Source organism: Bacillus sp. SN1 (assembly GCF_002796895.1).
Taxonomy (GTDB): Bacteria; Bacillota; Bacilli; order Bacillales; family Bacillaceae; genus Bacillus; species Bacillus inaquosorum.
The window spans coordinates 13,552-29,101 of sequence record NZ_PHIE01000010.1; the positions used below are offsets into that span (position 1 = coordinate 13,552).

Here is a 15,550-nt window from a genome sequence, read left to right on the forward strand (position 1 = left end):
CGAACGTATGTTTGGTTTAATGGAATTAGTTGCTTATGGCAGCAAATAATAATAGAGGTGGTAAATTTATGAGAAAAAAAGAACTGTTTGATTTCACCAACATCACTCCAAAATTATTTACTGAACTTCGTGTAGCGGATAAAACCGTACTTCAATCATTCAATTTCGATGAGAAAAACCATCAAATTTATACAACTCAAGTGGCAACTGGAATGGGAAAAGACAACACCCAGAGCTATCGTATAACTCGTCTATCTTTTGAAGGGTTACAATTAGACAGCATGCTGCTCAAACATGGAGGTCACGGAACAAATATAGGCATTGAAAACCGTAATGGTACCATTTATATTTGGTCACTATACGATAGACCAAATGAAACAGAGAAAAGTGATTTAGTTTGTTTCCCATATAAAGCAGGGGCGACTTTAGATGAAAATTCTAAAGAACTTCAGCGATTCTCGAATCTCCCTTTAAATCATAGGGTTACACCTGCTCTTGATATGAAGAATAGACAGTTGGCACTTAGACAGTACGATACAAAGAGTAATAAACAGTGGGTGACAATCTTTGACCTGGACGATGCAATAGCAAATAAAAACAATCCTCTTTATACTATTAATATTCCTAACGAACTGCATTATTTACAAGGTTTCTTTTTAGATGACGGTTATGTATATTGGTATACAGGAGATACAAACAGCAAAAGCTATCCTAATCTCATTACTGTATTCGACTCGACTAATAAAATAGTGTTGCAAAAAGAAATTACTGTTGGCAAAGACTTGTCCACTAGATATGAGAATAACTTCCGTGAGCCAGAAGGGATTTGTATGTACACTAATCCTGAAACAGGGGCAAAATCATTAATGGTGGGAATTACAAGTGGAAAAGAAGGAAATCGTATAAGTAGAATTTATGCATACCATTCCTATGAAAACTTTATGAATCATGTACCAATGCTTCGTTCCCCTTTATTAAAAACGGTGGGGCACCAAGATACACCTCCGGAAAGATTTCAACCATTTATTCAAACCTTCATTTTAGAGTATAATGCTCAAAACAAAAAATGGATGGTCCCGACTTCAGGTTATTTACCATCTTATACATCAAATTTAGTTCGAAATATTACTATCAACGCAGAGGGAAACTTACAAGTTACTTTAAATGAACGCTATATTAGTTTACTGCATCAATCGATAGAAGGAGATTTCCGCTTAAAACAAAAGGATATCCGTATGGGATCCTGGTATTTTGCGGGCGGAGAAAAATCAAATGTACTTGAAATAGGTTTTATGAAAGGGAGTACAAAAGTCAGACCTGATGATGCTGTCATCTCAAATGCTTCAAGAATGAGTATTTTTATGATTGTTGCAGACAAAATTGAGATCTGATATACAAAAAGGCTAGAGCTATTAAATAGCTCTAGCCTTTCCCCTTTATTAATTAACAACACATAAAATATTATATGAATATATCAACTTTCTAAGTTTTTATTGATATTCCGGAACATCAAAGTAAAGCGTATAACCGTCCAGCAATGAATACAGGCTGTACATGCGGTTTACTTGTTTGTACGCCCAGCCGATGTCTGTTGCATATTGGTGTGTTGCTGTGGCTGACCATCTCATTTTGTACAGTGTGTCCTGATTGTAGGCTGTGTTGTGTATATACGATGAGCCTATGAATTTGGCTCCGCCGATGATGGCCGCATCTGGTGTGAACCAGCCTTGCTCGTACGCATATTTGGCGCCATAGTAATTCGGGTTGCTGTCGTATGCGCCAATTCCGTACATGTTATATACGGTTTTTCCGTTATAGGTTAAGCCATTGGCTAAATCGGATGTTCCGTTGCCTGTTTCAAGGAGAGCGTGTGAAATTAAATACAGCTCGTTGATGCCGTATTTATTGGCGGCATCTATGAACGCCTTTGCTTTCCCTGTCAGGATACCTTTGCTGGCAAGCACTTTTTGATTGACTTCAGTGACACTGAGGCCGGCTGTCTGTGACAGTTTGAGAAATTGGAAGTAGTATTTGCTGTCTCTGGAAAAGTTATTCGGATCCACGTATTGAACCACTTCATCACTGCTTGCGTTTCGCCAGCCCAAATTGATTTTGGCCCAGCCGTTTGTCTGGCCGATGATTTTCACCTTATCGCCCTTTTTAAATTGGCCAATCACGTTCGTCGGGCTGACTGCCGGTGTAGACCGGATATTTAATACATCAGCCGTAACGGTTGAAGTTGCTGTATTAATATAAGTGAGCGATACGTAAGCCGCCCCGTCTGTTTGCGGGCTTACTGTCATTTGTTTTTGGACCATATCACGAAGTGAGAGATTGTAATTTGTTTTCATGATTTGCGGGCCGTTTTTGATTTTCACGATAGATGATGCCCACCCGTATAATTGTTTTAGCTTCGATGATGCCGTAGCAGCTGCGTCATTGCCTGTGAACTGTTCGTTTAGGCTGACTTTATAAAGCGTATTGGTTTTGGTTGTGTAGCTCGGGCTTACACTTTGCGCTTTTAGATAGGTTAACCCGTTGTTCAATGCTGTTTTGCTGCTGAGCTGAGCTGTCACGATTTTGTATTGTGTATATGCCGTTTCGCCTGTTTTTGCTGTTGTGCCGGCGGCATTGTTTTGTTTGAAAAATGCTAAAACGCGGTCAATATCTTTTTGGCTGATGATGGCTTCAGTCATGATTTTATAGCTGCTCGCTGCTGTCTGACCGGTTTTCTGGCTTGCTGCTGATATGTGATTCGATTTGAAAAACGTAAGTGCCTGATTGACTTTCGTTGTATCAAGCAGAGATTCAGTTGTTATTTTAAACGTGTTAGCTAATTGTTTTTTGACTGATTTTGCAGATGCACTGAGCTGATTTTTCTTTAATACGTTCAAGCCCTTTGTAACTTTTGCTTGATCTGATGTTTCTTCTGAGATGAGCTGATATTGATTTTCTGCTGTTGTTCCAGCTGCTGTTTTCGTTGCCTTTACTTTTTTCTGAGCAAAGAAGGCTGCGGCTTTGTTTGCTTGCTGCTCTCCTAAAATCTTTGCCGTCGTAATTTGATAGGCTGCAGACGTTGTCGTTTTTTTGACGCTGGATGACGTGTAATGCCACTTTTTCTTTTTAAAGAAAGTGTCTACTTTTTGCAGCTGCTGTTTTGTTAAACCCTTCATATTCACGGTATATGATGTGCTTTTGCCAACCTTTTGATAACTGCCGGATACACCGGTGTTTTTCTTGATTTGGCTGATGGCGTCCTTCACTGTATTCAGCCCTTTGAAATAAGCTGATTGGACATTGTATGACTCAGCAGTTGCTTTTTGATTGATTGACTTGTAGCTTCCTGTAATACCAGTGCTCTGTTTCAGCTGATTTAATAGGTTTTTGGCATTCGCTTCACCTAAAATGGCGGCTGTTGTAAAAGTATAATAGGCTTGTCCTTTCACCGTTGCTTTTAATGATGCCTTCAGCCCTGATTCCTTTTGGAATGCGCTTTTGATCTGCTCAGCTTTGCTGTCTCCCACGATTGTGCCTGACTGAATGGCTGTGACAGAAACCGTGTGTGTGATTGGCTGATATGAGCTTTTAATCCCTGTTTGCTTAGCCAGGCTCTGTATAAGCGCCTTGACTTTTGTCTCATCAGCGATTTCTGATGTCGTGACGTTCACATAAGACTGAGCTGTTCCTGAAGCTTTTACAGCGCCAGCCACTCCCGTCTCCTGTTTAAGCTTGGTCAGCAAAGTGTTTGCCTGTTTTTCTCCGGAAATGGCACCTGAGGTGATGGTGACATACGGCTGTTTGCTACCGACAGGACTTGACGTGCCTGTAATCGCTGTCTGTTTGTTGAGCCCACTCAGTATTGCTTTCGCTTCTGCTTCGCTTTGTATGCCTGCAGCGGAAATTTGGTAGGTCGTTGTTGTGCTCGAAGCCTGATAGGAAGCATCCCAGCCGGTGTCTTTTTTCAGTTTGGCAACAGCCTGCGAGGCTTGGCTTTCTGTACTGAACGTTTTAGCCGGCTCTACCTTATATATCGAGTAGTCCGTATACGCTGCAGCCTGTGCAGAACCGGATATGGCAAAAAAGGCAAGGGACGCGGCGGACAGAAGCATAGGTGCGATTAATCTCTTTTTCATTCCTTCTCCTCTTTCTTATTCAATGAGTATATAAAACTAGTTTATTTATCGGCACGCTTATGCTTCATTTATAGGTGAATCACTTCCATTTTTTAATAAAAAAAACTTAATCTCGAAGTGAGATTAAGTTTAAATATGAGACACGATAAGTGTACAAGTTCCTTTAATCGTAAAATCGGGCATTTGAGCGGGCAAAATAAAGTGATCGCCTTTATTGAGCGGACATGTTTCGTCTTCATAGATCAGCAAACCGCTTCCTTCTATCACGCTGCAAAGCAGGAAGGATTCATCCTGAGATAGCTCGGCCTCACCATTTATGTCCCATTTATATACCGAAAAATATTCCCCTTGGACAAACGTTTTAATGGTTATTCCTTTTCTGGATTCGGTCGATTCATCTATATACCCGTCCACATGGGGAACCGTTGCCGCATTGACCGCTTTGGCAAAATGAAGCTCTCTCGGCCTTCCGTTGTTATCAAGCCGGTCATAGTCGTACACCCGGTATGTGGCATCTGAATTTTGCTGTGTTTCTAAAACAAGTGCCCCTTTACACAAGGCGTGCAGCGTACCGCTCGGCACATAATAGAAATCACCCGGTTTAATTTTGATTCTTCGCAGCAGGCCTTCCCAGTCACCGCTATTGATCATTGTGACAAGTTCGGTTTTTGAGCGGGCCGTATGTCCGTAAATGATTTCCGCGTTTTCCTTACAGTCGATAATGTACCAGCATTCCGTCTTGCCGAGTTCTCCCTCTTCATTTTCTCCAGCATAATAATCATCAGGGTGAACTTTAATCGACATGTCTTCCTTCACGTCCAGCAGCTTTGTCAGAAGTGGAAATCGCTCCCCCTCCACGCCGCCGAATACTTCCCGATGCTCATCCCAAAGCTCAGTCAGTGTCTTCCCTTTATACGGGCCATTCGCTACGGTGCTCGGTCCTTTTGGATGAGCGGAAATGGCCCAGCATTCCCCCGTTCTTTCTGAAGGAATGCCGTATCCAAATCTATCTCGTAAAGCGGTGCCGCCCCAGATTTTTTCTTTAAACACAGGCGTTAGAAAAATCGGTGATTGCGTCATGATCCGTACCCCTCCCCTGTAAATAGCTGATCATTATTTTCCCGGTGCGCCCCCCTTACAAACGCCCGTATAAGCTGTCTTTTTCCTATGACAACATATGTACAAAGCATTATGTATCAATGACCCCTTTTGAGAAAACGCTTCCTTTTTATTATATCACTTTCAAAAGAAGGTTTGTTTCAACCTTTTCCTCATAAAGAATAATTCTCCTTTTTTGATACAAATTAAGAAAAACCGTCAATATGTTTTATAAAGGGGAGAGAAACTATGCAAATCGACTCTGATCTCCAGCGCAATGTAGAAACATTGAAAAAAAAATTAGGGCAAAACGACGATATCATGTTTTATACGTTTTCTTTCGGAGACAGCAGACAGAAGGCGTGCCTACTGTATATTGACGGTTTGACAGAAAATAAACTTCTGGCGCAATACGTCATCTCTCCATTACAAAAAGAATCATTAGCCCAAAAGGAAGGCATGATTGAAGATTTATCAGCTTTCTTTTTCGGCTATCATCACAGTGTGATCTCTACAATAAAAGAAATCCAGCAGCTCATTTTTTCCGGACATACCATTTTGCTGGCTGATGGTTACAGCGCGGGCCTGGCATTTGATACGAAAACATTAATGACGCGCAACCTTGAAGAACCTTCCTCTGAAATCGTGGAACGCGGTCCGAAGATTGGCTTTATTGAAAAACTGCGGACAAACACAGCGCTTTTACGAGAACGGACGAGTGACCCTAATCTCGTCATAAAAGAAATGACGATAGGCAAAAGGACAAAAAAAAAGATAGCTGTCGCATATATTCAGGATATTGCCCCTGATTATGTCGTAAAAGAAGTGTTTAAACGGCTGAAGTCCATCACGACAGATGATTTGCCGGAATCAGGCACACTTGAACAGCTCATTGAGGATGAACCTTTTTCGATCTTTCCGACGATCTTAAGCACCGAACGTCCAGATCGTGTAGAAAGCTCTTTGTTAGAAGGCAGGGTTTCCATTTTGGTGGACGGCACCCCGTTTGCTCTCATTGTACCGGCAACGGTTGATGAATTTATTCATTCACCGGATGATTACAGCCAACGCTGGATTACAATGTCACTTATTCGTTTGCTTCGTTATTCGAGCATCCTGATTACCATTTATTTGCCCGGCTTATATATTTCTCTCGTTTCCTTCCACACGGGGCTTTTGCCGACGAGAATGGCCATTTCGATTGCAGGCAGCAGACTGAATGTGCCTTTTCCGCCTTTTGTCGAAGCCTTTATTATGATATTTACGATAGAACTGATCAGGGAAGCCGGTTTAAGGCTGCCAAAGCCGATCGGACAAACGATTGGACTTATTGGAGGCGTTGTCATTGGACAGGCAGCCGTACAGGCGCAAATCGTCAGCGCGCTGATGGTCATTGTGGTATCCATTACCGCATTGGCATCCTTTACCGTTCCTTCATACGCCTATAACTTTCCGCTGCGGATTATTCGCATTGCGGGTATGATAAGTGCTGCAATGCTTGGCATGTATGGCGTCATCATGGTCTTTTTGTTTGTGATCGGCCACTTGATGCGACTGAAAAGCTTTGGCCAGGATTACATTATTCCGATAATGGCACAGCCCGGACAAGATTTAAAGGACACTGTGATTCGCATCCCTACCCTATTTTTAAAAAGAAGGCCTACCCGTAAAGACACAAAAGATAAAATCAGACAAAGGTGATAGCTATGATGCAATCAGAGGACAAGCTTACATTTATGCAGACGCTTATTATGGTAAGCAGTACAATGATCGGTGCCGGTGTCTTAACCCTTCCCCGTTCAGCCGCTGAAACCGACAGTCCGAGCGGATGGATCATGATCCTGCTGCAGGGTGTTATTTTTATTATTTTTGCTCTGCTTTTTTTGCCTTTTCTTCAACGGAACAGAAGGAAAACGATTTTTGAGCTCAACAGTATTGCAGCTGGAAAATTTATCGGTTTCTTTTTAAATTTATTTATTTCCCTTTATTTTATCGGTGTCGTATGCTTTCAAACGCGGGTTTTGGGTGAGGTTGTCGGATTCTTTCTTTTAAAAAACACGCCGATGGCGGTTGTCGTGATTATTTTTCTAGCGGTTGCCATCTATCATGTGGCCGGGGGCGTTTACCCCATTGCGAAGGTATATGCGTATATCTTTCCTGTCACTATTATTATTTTCCTTATGCTTCTGATGTTCAGCTTTCGTTTATTTCAATTAGATTTTATCCGGCCCGTATTTGAAAACGGTTATCAAAGTTTTTTTCATTTATTTCCTAAAACCCTTTTATATTTTTCAGGATTTGAAATTATTTTTTATCTCGTTCCCTTTATGAAAGATCCAAAGCAGGTAAAAAAAGCTGTCGCTTTGGGCATTGCAACCTCGACTGTTTTCTATAGCATTACTTTGTTTATCGTCATTGGCTGTATGAGTGTGGCTGAGACAAAAACAGTGACGTGGCCGACCATTTCACTCATTCACGCATTAGAAATCCCAGGGATTTTTATTGAACGATTTGACCTGTTTTTACAGCTAACCTGGACAGCCCAGCAATTTGCATGTATGCTCGGCTCCTTTAAGGGGGCGCATATTGGATTAACAGATATCTTTCACCTGAAAAATAAAAACAATCCGTGGCTGCTTGCTGCACTGCTGGCTGTTACATTTTTCCTATCAATGTTTCCTGAAGATCTTAATGCCGTGTTTTATTACGGTACACTTCTCGGATATGTGTTTCTAGGTGTCCTTGCAATACCATTTCTTATCTGGTTTTTAAGCTGGGTACAGAAAAAACTGGGGAGGGATCAGCTGCAATGAAGACAATGATGAAGCTTGCAGCAATGGTTCTGATGCTGCAGATGCTCAGCGGATGCTGGGATGTCAAAAATATTGAAAAACTGTCTTTCGCCAGAGGGCTTGCTATCGATGAAACTGATGACCATCAGTATAAATTAACGTATCAAAACCTTCTTCCCCAAAGTGAAGACAGCCAAGCATCCGGAAAACCCGAATTTGTCAATGTGACATCCCACGGGAAAACCATTCTAGAAGCAGTCAGTGATGTATCCATTAAAGACCCTCCTATCTATAGCGACCATTTAAAAGTCATTCTTCTGGGAGAAACACTCATGAGGAATCAAAACGTAGATCAGGTTTTCAACCATTTTATCCGGGATGATGAACTGCGGCGCAGCAGCTTTTTGATGGCAGCCAGAGGGAAAGCCGGAGATATTTTTATGAAAGGAAGTCCGAAGCAGCAGCTGCCGATGCCTTCCGAAAAGCTGATTGATCTAACCAATAACAGCGGGTATAACGGGAAGATTATGCTGCCGCTGCGCATCGGCAGGGCTTCTATCTATTGCCAAAATGGCTACAGTTTTCTCATTCAAGCCGTGAAAAACCAAAAGGGAAAAGCAAAATATGATGGGGCAGGCATTATCAAAAGCGGCAGTAATAAACTCGTTGGCTTTCTTTCAGCTGATGAAACCCAGACACTGACATGGGTCATGGGGACGATCCAAGGCGGCGTCATGCCGACGACAGATAAAGGACATCCGATTACGTTTGAGATTAAAAGGTCGAAATCTAAAATCAAGCCGGCCATTGAAAACGGAAAGCCTGTCTTTCAGATTTCTGTCAAAACAAAGGGTATCCTGACAGAAGACCAAAATCCGAATGAAAACTCCTTTAGTAAAAGCTATTTGCACAGGCTTGAGAACATTTTTGAGAAAAAGCTTGAAGGCGATGTAAAGAAGATTATGGATAAACTGCAGCATGAGTATAAAACCGATCCGGTCTTTTTATCCGACTACATCCGAATTCAATACCCAGAATACTGGAATAAAGTAAAAGGACATTGGGATGAAATATTTTCTGAGGCTGATTTTAAATACGATATTTCTTTCAAAATCATTAACTTCGGCACAGTCGGAAAGTAAGCAATCAAAAGGGTGCGCATGATCGCGCACCCTTTTTTATGTTCCGACAGTCTGCTGTTTTCCAGCCGATCCTCCCTGTCCGTTTTTGTCCCTTAAATCCTGCTCAATTTCTTCAAGGCTTTTTCCCTTCGTCTCTGTCACTTTAAACCGGACAAATAAGAACGCCATGATACCGATCGCGGCATAAATCAGGAATAAATAACTGATGCCGATCGCTTCCATTAATATTGGATAGGTTAATGAAACAATCAGTGTCCCAACGTGCAGCATCAAGGTGGATACCCCGGTTCCGATTCCTCTGACATGGAGCGGGAATAATTCAGGAAGCATCACCCAGACAACCGGGCCCCAGCTAACCGCAAAAACAACGATAAACACGCCTAAACAAATGACTGTCGTCCATGAGGCAGCCGGGGTGTTATCGAAAAAGAGATTCACCAGTGCGAGAACGATCAAGCTGATCACCATCCCGGCATTCCCGAATAACAATAGCGGCTTTCTCCCGATCTTGTCTATGATTTTTATCGCTACTAATGTCATGAGAACATTGACTGTGCCGATTCCGACCGTTCCTAAAATCGAAGCGGAGTTTCCGAATCCGACGTTTGTAAAGGTCTTTGGCGCATAATAGATGATCGTATTCGTTCCGATAAATTGCTGCAGAAACGCCAGTCCCAAGCCGGCAATCAGCGCGGGACGCACCCAAGGATCGAACAGCTCCTTCAGGCCGCCTTCATCCTGCTTTTCCGCTTCTTGAATATCATGTATTTCCTGATCAATATCTTTTGTGCCACGCAATTTTTCAAGAATCTTCTTCGCTTTGCCCTCTTCGCCGTTCGTGAACAGCCAGCGCGGGCTCTCCGGCATAAACAAAATGCCAATGAGCAAGAGCAGCGACGGCACAGCAGCCAATCCAAGCATCCAGCGCCACGCTTCGGCATCAGCAAATATGTAATTGACAATGTAAGAAAGAAGGATGCCGACCGTGATCATCAGCTGATTCAGGGATGACAGCGCCCCGCGTTTTTGTTTTGGCGCCAGTTCAGATAAATAGAGCGGTACGATGGTCGTCGATGTTCCGACTGCAAGTCCCAAAATGATGCGAAACAGCACCATGACTCCCGTATTCGGGGCGAGCGCCACACCCAGACCTCCTATACAAAACAGCAGCGCGGCCGCCATAATCGCTTTTTTTCTGCCGAAACGGTCAGTCAGCTTGCCAGCCGCTCCTGAGCCTAATATCGCCCCAACCAATAAGGAGCTGACAACAAGTCCTTCCGTAAAGGCGTTCAAGCCTAAATCCTTTTTCATAAATAAAATAGCTCCGGAAATCACTCCGGTATCATAGCCGTATAACGCGCCTCCAAGAGCGCCGAAAAAATAAAGCCATATATTAGACTGCTTTTTCATAAAAATGACTCCCTTTCTCCATCAGCTGCAATCATTCTGTGTCTGTGGCGTTTTTTAGAAATCTTTTAGCCTCTTTTTCCGGCCATTAAACCTTTTCATTCTTGCAGATCATAAGTTTCCAATCATTTACTTGCATTTTTTTCAATAGGGCTGAAACATTTTGCCTCTTGCGGCGTCCAATATAAGGTGATTCAGCACATTATAAATTTCAATTTTCAAGAACAAGAACTTATAAATATAGGAATTTTTATCGAAAAATGTCTTTCGATGAGTTGCCCTATGGCAAAATGAATGGTACGCTTCAAATATTAAAGGAACGAGAGGTATTGATATGGAGGAACGATCACAGCGCAGAAAGAAAAAGAGACGACTTAGAAAATGGGTGAAAATCGTTGCCGGTTTGATGGCTTTTCTTGTCATTGCGGCAGGCTCTGTCGGCGCCTATGCCTATGTAAAGCTGAATAATGCTTCTAAAGAAGCTCACGTCAGCCTTGCACGCGGAGAACAATCAGTAAAACGGATTAAAGAATTTGATCCCGGAAAAGATTCTTTCTCTGTATTGCTCTTAGGAATTGATGCCAGAGAGGAAAACGGCGAGAGTGTCGATCAGGCAAGAAGTGACGCGAATGTGCTGGTTACATTTAACCGGAAAGAAAAAACAGCCAAAATGCTGAGCATTCCGCGTGACGCCTATGTCAACATCCCAGGCCACGGCTACGATAAATTTACACACGCTCATGCCTACGGCGGCGTTGACCTCACTGTGAAAACAGTTGAGGAAATGCTGGATATTCCAGTCGATTATGTCGTAGAAAGCAATTTCACAGCTTTTGAAGACGTCGTAAATGAACTGAACGGCGTCAAAGTAACGGTAAAAAGCGATAAAGTCATTCAGCAAATCAAAAAAGATACAAAAGGAAAAGTGGTTCTTCAAAAAGGAACACATACGCTTGACGGAGAAGAAGCGCTTGCTTACGTGAGAACACGTAAAGCGGACAGTGACCTTTTACGCGGACAAAGACAAATGGAAGTGCTGAGCGCCATTATTGATAAATCAAAATCACTTAGCTCAATTCCGGCTTATGATGATATTGTGGATACGATGGGACAAAATCTGAAAATGAACTTATCTCTTAAAGATGCCATCGGCCTGTTCCCGTTCATCACTTCATTGAAATCAGTTGAGTCTATTCAACTGACGGGTTATGACTATGAACCTGCCGGTGTTTACTATTTCAAGTTAAACGATACAAAACTGCAGGAAATCAAAGAAGAGCTGCAAAACGATTTAGGTGTATAATGAACGGGATGGCAATTACGCCATCCCGTTTTTACATATTTCCTTGTTGAAAATTATCAAAGTAACGTTTAGCCTTGATTTATATGGTTTATGTTTCTAAGGAAAGCTGAACATACTACACGAAGCAGCTTCATTTTTAAGGAGGTTCCCCCTACATATGAAATTAATTGCGATTGATTTAGACGGTACATTACTGAATAAAGAAAGCGTCATTTCTGCTGAAAACAGAACGGCTATCAAACGGGCCGTTGATGCCGGCATCCTCGTCACCATTTGCACGGGAAGAGCAACATTTGATGTAAAAGCGCTGCTGGATGACTTGGACATCCCGATCATTGCGGCAAATGGCGGAACGATCCACGACACGGGTTACCGTTTGATCAGCCGGACATTAATGGATCAGGAGGCCGGTAAAGCGATCGCTGATTACTTACTCTCAAAAAATATTTACTTTGAGGTATATACAGATGACCATCTGCTTTCTCCTTTTGACGGCGAAGCTAAGCTGCATGCGGAGCTTGATATTCTAAAGAGCGCGAATCCAAACGAAAAGACGGATGAATTGTGGCAAGGAGCCATGACTCAGTTCAAGCAGTTCGGCATTAAACCGATCCCTCATATCGAATCGGTTTTTGACGGCAGCGAAAACATTTATAAGCTGCTTTGCTTCTCCTTTGACATGGACAAGCTGAAACAAGCGAAGGAAGAGCTGAAGCATCATAAAAAACTGGCACAAACCTCTTCCGGAAAACATATTATCGAAATCCTGCCGGCCTCTTCAGGTAAAGGACGCGCACTGACAGAGCTGGCTGAAATATACGGAATTGAAACACAGGATATTTATGCGATCGGCGACAGTCCGAACGATTTGTCCATGTTTGAAGTCGCAGGACACCGTATCGCCATGGAAAATGCAATCGATGAATTAAAAGAAAAAAGCACCTTTGTCACAAAGAGCAATGACGAAAATGGTGTGGCTTACTTTATTGACCAGCTTCTTTCCGGCCAATATGCATAAAGAAAAGACTCCAGAGATTCTGGAGTCCTCAAATTGTTGACAAAATCCTAAAACGGTTTTAGTTTTAGGATTTTGTCATTTTTTCAGCGTGATTGAAAACCCTTGAAGTCTAGGAAAGGTGAGCATTGGAGCGGAGCGAATGTTCTAATTCGTGAGCACCGACGCGCAGACTTGACAACGAATGCGAGGGTTTGTCGACACGCTGAAGACTCCAGAGATTCTGGAGTCTTTGTCTTTTATTGCACCCGTACACTTCCCGCATATTTATCTTTCCAATACGTGCTTGTGTTCATATTAGTGATGGTCACACCGTTTGATAATGTGACATGAACAGCTTGTCCGTTTCCAATATAGATGGCGGGATTTAAGCTTGTTGATTGGAAGAACACAATGTCTCCCGGCTTCAGGTCCGCCTTCTCAATCTTAGTTCCGGCTTTGTACTGGCTTGTTGCGTATCGAGGCAGGGAAATACCCGCTGCTTTCTGGTACACATACTGGACAAAACCAGCTGTATCAAACCCAGTCTCTGGAGACGCTCCGCCTTTTTTGTAAGGAACTTCTCCGATATAAAGCGTAGCTTCGGAAACGATCGGATTTTCTTTTGGAATTGTCAGGTTGTCAAATCGGCGAATGCCTGTCATCTTCGATTTCCAGTAATCCTCCGACAAGTAGGAAATGGTTACTTTTTCTGAACGGCTTGCCTGAATAAATCTTCCTCCGCCAGCATAAATGCCTGCATGTGAAATTCCCGTTTTGTACGTATTGCTGAAATAGACAACATCACCAGGCTTTATGTTCTGAGGCGCCACCTTCTCACCCACTGCCCACTGCTGTTCGGCTGATCGCGGCAGATATATGGCGAGTGCCTGTTGAAACACATATTGCACGAGCCCTGAGCAATCAAAGCCTTCTGACGGTGTGCTTCCGCCAAACACATATGGAATGCCGATATATTTTTCGGCCTCCTGAACGACAGGAACATCAGCCGTGGCCGGATCGGCCGCGATTCGTCTCGCCCCGATATAAGATCCGCTCCAATAGCTGCTTTTTGTGTAATTGGTGATGATAACCCCTTTTGATAACGTACTGTGAATCATTTGGCCGTCTCCGATGTAAAGAGCGACGTGTGTCGGAGCAGTCCCGCTGCTTCCCTCTTTTTTGAAAAACAATATATCGCCCGGCTTCAGGTCCCCCTGCTTGACGGCCGTTCCGACTTTATATTGGTCGTTCACAGATCTCGGCAGATGAATACCAGCCTTACTGAAAACATATTGAATCAATCCCGAAGGATCGAATCCCTCTTTCGGCGTTTCGCCGCCGTATTTATACTGATACCCAAGCAGTTTGTTTGCTTCGCTGACGATCAATTCAGCTGATGTATCAGCCTCCGCAATCTCCGCTTTTGTCATAATTGGAACCAAAAAACAAATGATAACCGCCACAAGCAAAAACTTCTTCCAGTTTGCCAGTGTGTTCACTTTTATTATCTCCTCCTCTTTTTGCAGTTTTAACATCGGTATTTTTTTGAATATGTTAAGAAACTTTTTGATATTTTTACAGAATGAATATGCTGGGCAAATAAAAAGAGAATGTCTCATCAGACACTCTCTTTTTTGAATTATTTACTTGCGCTTACCGGTTCTTCCTGCTGCTGGATTTTATGCATTTCCGTATCAATCTTCTGCTTTTCCTGGTCTGTCAGCTGATCGTTGAATTTAAAAGCTGACATAAACATGAACACGATGGCTACGGCAACAAACGGCCAGATGGCTTTGACAAATTTCATCTTTATCACTCCGATTATTTAGATTTTAGTTTGTCGCTATGATCAACATCAAACATCAATTTTCCGTCTTCTACTTTCCATGCGAAATTAGAATCTTTCGTCAGTTCGCGAATAATGGTTTTCTGTTTAAGGCTGTCTTTTTTCACTGGTGCAGGTGTTGCTTCATGGATATCAATCGGTGTCACTTCAAAGTGGCCTGTTCCATTTTTCTTCAGGTGATACTGAACCAGTGCACTGTCTCTCGTTCTCGTCCAGCCTTGGTCAAAGACAAAGTTGCCGAGGCTGTAGAAAATGACGGTTCCGTTATACACTTCAATCGGTTCTAAGACGTGCGGGTGATGGCCGACGATGATATCAGCTCCCGCATCAGACATGGCTCTTGCAAGCTGGCGCTGGCGGTCGTTTGGATCGTTGTCATACTCTTGTCCCCAGTGTGACTGCACAACGACGATGTCCGCATGTTTTTTCGCTTCTGAAATCATAGGAATAAAGATTTCAGGATCTGCGGGCAGCACGCCCGGCGTATTCTTTTTAGCAGCGAAGCCTTTTCCGGACACATCTGTAAAGCCGAGCGTGGCAATCGTTACCCCATTGACTTCCTGGTACGAAATATTCTTTTTCGCATCGCTTAAGCTGTATCCTGCTCCAACGATATCAAGATCTTGTTTTGCAAATTCTCCAAGTGTATCTTTCATCCCCTGAGCGCCGTAATCCATTGCGTGGTTGTTTGCGCTGTTGAGAACCTGAAGTTCATATCTTTTAAGACTTGCACTGATTCCTTATTCGTCTGCAGATGAATTTCTTTATCTGCTTGTTTATAATTCTTTTTATAGGTTACCGGGTTTTCGAAGTTTCCTGCTACATAATCCGA

General features: G+C 42.8%; 11 protein-coding genes and 1 pseudogene. 6 read left to right on the forward strand and 6 right to left on the reverse strand.

All coding sequences use genetic code 11. From position 1 onward, the window contains the following. Positions 1 to 68: 68 nt before the first annotated feature. Positions 69 to 1,391: a phage baseplate protein gene (locus CVV77_RS21625; RefSeq protein ID WP_100276455.1), complete on the forward strand. Its 1,323-nt coding sequence runs from the start codon at positions 69 to 71 to the stop codon at positions 1,389 to 1,391. A 99-nt stretch (positions 1,392 to 1,490) separates the two neighbouring features. Here CVV77_RS21625 and CVV77_RS21630 read toward each other — a convergent pair whose 3' ends face one another. Both CVV77_RS21630 and manA read right to left on the reverse strand, forming a co-directional pair. Then, positions 1,491 to 4,133: an N-acetylglucosaminidase gene (locus CVV77_RS21630; RefSeq protein WP_100276456.1), complete on the reverse strand. Its 2,643-nt coding sequence runs from the start codon at positions 4,131 to 4,133 to the stop codon at positions 1,491 to 1,493. A 129-nt stretch (positions 4,134 to 4,262) separates the two neighbouring features. Beyond that, positions 4,263 to 5,213 (reverse strand): mannose-6-phosphate isomerase, class I, encoded by a 951-nt coding sequence (gene manA, locus CVV77_RS21635; protein ID WP_003235545.1) that lies wholly within the window; start codon positions 5,211 to 5,213, stop codon positions 4,263 to 4,265. Positions 5,214 to 5,480: 267 nt separating this feature from the next. Between manA and gerBA the strand changes: the two genes are divergently transcribed. From gerBA to CVV77_RS21650, 3 genes are read left to right on the forward strand one after another with little or no spacing between them, the layout of a single operon-like run. Beyond that, the gene (gene gerBA / locus CVV77_RS21640; protein WP_100276457.1) at positions 5,481 to 6,932 is read left to right on the forward strand and encodes a spore germination protein GerBA; all 1,452 of its coding nucleotides are present in this window, start codon (positions 5,481 to 5,483) and stop codon (positions 6,930 to 6,932) included. A 5-nt stretch (positions 6,933 to 6,937) separates the two neighbouring features. Beyond that, a complete protein-coding gene (gene gerBB / locus CVV77_RS21645) occupies positions 6,938 to 8,044 on the forward strand; it encodes a spore germination protein GerBB (RefSeq protein WP_100276458.1) in 1,107 nt (368 codons plus the stop codon). Continuing rightward, positions 8,041 to 9,165 carry a spore germination protein GerBC gene (locus CVV77_RS21650; protein WP_019259641.1) on the forward strand — a complete coding sequence of 375 codons (1,125 nt, stop codon included), beginning with the start codon at positions 8,041 to 8,043 and terminating at the stop codon, positions 9,163 to 9,165. Before gerBB ends, CVV77_RS21650 begins: the two co-directional genes overlap by 4 nt. 36 nt (positions 9,166 to 9,201) lie before the next feature. Here CVV77_RS21650 and CVV77_RS21655 read toward each other — a convergent pair whose 3' ends face one another. Then, positions 9,202 to 10,575 carry a sugar porter family MFS transporter gene (locus CVV77_RS21655; protein ID WP_003235555.1) on the reverse strand — a complete coding sequence of 458 codons (1,374 nt, stop codon included), beginning with the start codon at positions 10,573 to 10,575 and terminating at the stop codon, positions 9,202 to 9,204. Positions 10,576 to 10,906: 331 nt separating this feature from the next. Between CVV77_RS21655 and tagT the strand changes: the two genes are divergently transcribed. After that, positions 10,907 to 11,875, forward strand: a complete 969-nt coding sequence (tagT, locus tag CVV77_RS21660) for a polyisoprenyl-teichoic acid--peptidoglycan teichoic acid transferase TagT (RefSeq protein ID WP_060399634.1) — start codon at positions 10,907 to 10,909, stop codon at positions 11,873 to 11,875. A gap of 157 nt (positions 11,876 to 12,032) precedes the next feature. Next, on the forward strand, positions 12,033 to 12,893 hold the full coding sequence (gene ywtE / locus CVV77_RS21665) for a 5-amino-6-(5-phospho-D-ribitylamino)uracil phosphatase YwtE (RefSeq protein WP_100276459.1): 861 nt from the start codon (positions 12,033 to 12,035) through the stop codon (positions 12,891 to 12,893). Between the two features lie 236 nt (positions 12,894 to 13,129). Here ywtE and CVV77_RS21670 read toward each other — a convergent pair whose 3' ends face one another. From CVV77_RS21670 to pgsA, 3 genes and pseudogenes are all read right to left on the reverse strand, one after another. Beyond that, the gene (locus CVV77_RS21670; RefSeq protein ID WP_100276460.1) at positions 13,130 to 14,371 is read right to left on the reverse strand and encodes a C40 family peptidase; all 1,242 of its coding nucleotides are present in this window, start codon (positions 14,369 to 14,371) and stop codon (positions 13,130 to 13,132) included. A gap of 140 nt (positions 14,372 to 14,511) precedes the next feature. Continuing rightward, entirely contained in the window at positions 14,512 to 14,679 is a 168-nt protein-coding gene (gene edmS / locus CVV77_RS21675) for an extrachromosomal elements maintenance protein EdmS (protein WP_019259646.1), read from the reverse strand. Between the two features lie 14 nt (positions 14,680 to 14,693). Beyond that, positions 14,694 to 15,550, reverse strand: a pseudogene (gene pgsA, locus CVV77_RS21680) (capsular polyglutamate synthetase PgsA); the annotation flags it as partial.

What these genes read in the sequence shown, in the direction of transcription:
- gerBA (WP_100276457.1), top strand. Translation starts at nt 5,481, where the DNA reads ATGCAAATCGACTCTGATCTCCAGCGCAATGTAGAAACATTGAAAAAA.
- CVV77_RS21630 (WP_100276456.1), bottom strand. Translation starts at nt 4,133, where the DNA reads ATGAAAAAGAGATTAATCGCACCTATGCTTCTGTCCGCCGCGTCCCTT.
- CVV77_RS21650 (WP_019259641.1), top strand. Translation starts at nt 8,041, where the DNA reads ATGAAGACAATGATGAAGCTTGCAGCAATGGTTCTGATGCTGCAGATG.
- gerBB (WP_100276458.1), top strand. Translation starts at nt 6,938, where the DNA reads ATGATGCAATCAGAGGACAAGCTTACATTTATGCAGACGCTTATTATG.
- CVV77_RS21625 (WP_100276455.1), top strand. Translation starts at nt 69, where the DNA reads ATGAGAAAAAAAGAACTGTTTGATTTCACCAACATCACTCCAAAATTA.
- ywtE (WP_100276459.1), top strand. Translation starts at nt 12,033, where the DNA reads ATGAAATTAATTGCGATTGATTTAGACGGTACATTACTGAATAAAGAA.
- CVV77_RS21655 (WP_003235555.1), bottom strand. Translation starts at nt 10,575, where the DNA reads ATGAAAAAGCAGTCTAATATATGGCTTTATTTTTTCGGCGCTCTTGGA.
- tagT (WP_060399634.1), top strand. Translation starts at nt 10,907, where the DNA reads ATGGAGGAACGATCACAGCGCAGAAAGAAAAAGAGACGACTTAGAAAA.
- manA (WP_003235545.1), bottom strand. Translation starts at nt 5,213, where the DNA reads ATGACGCAATCACCGATTTTTCTAACGCCTGTGTTTAAAGAAAAAATC.
- edmS (WP_019259646.1), bottom strand. Translation starts at nt 14,679, where the DNA reads ATGAAATTTGTCAAAGCCATCTGGCCGTTTGTTGCCGTAGCCATCGTG.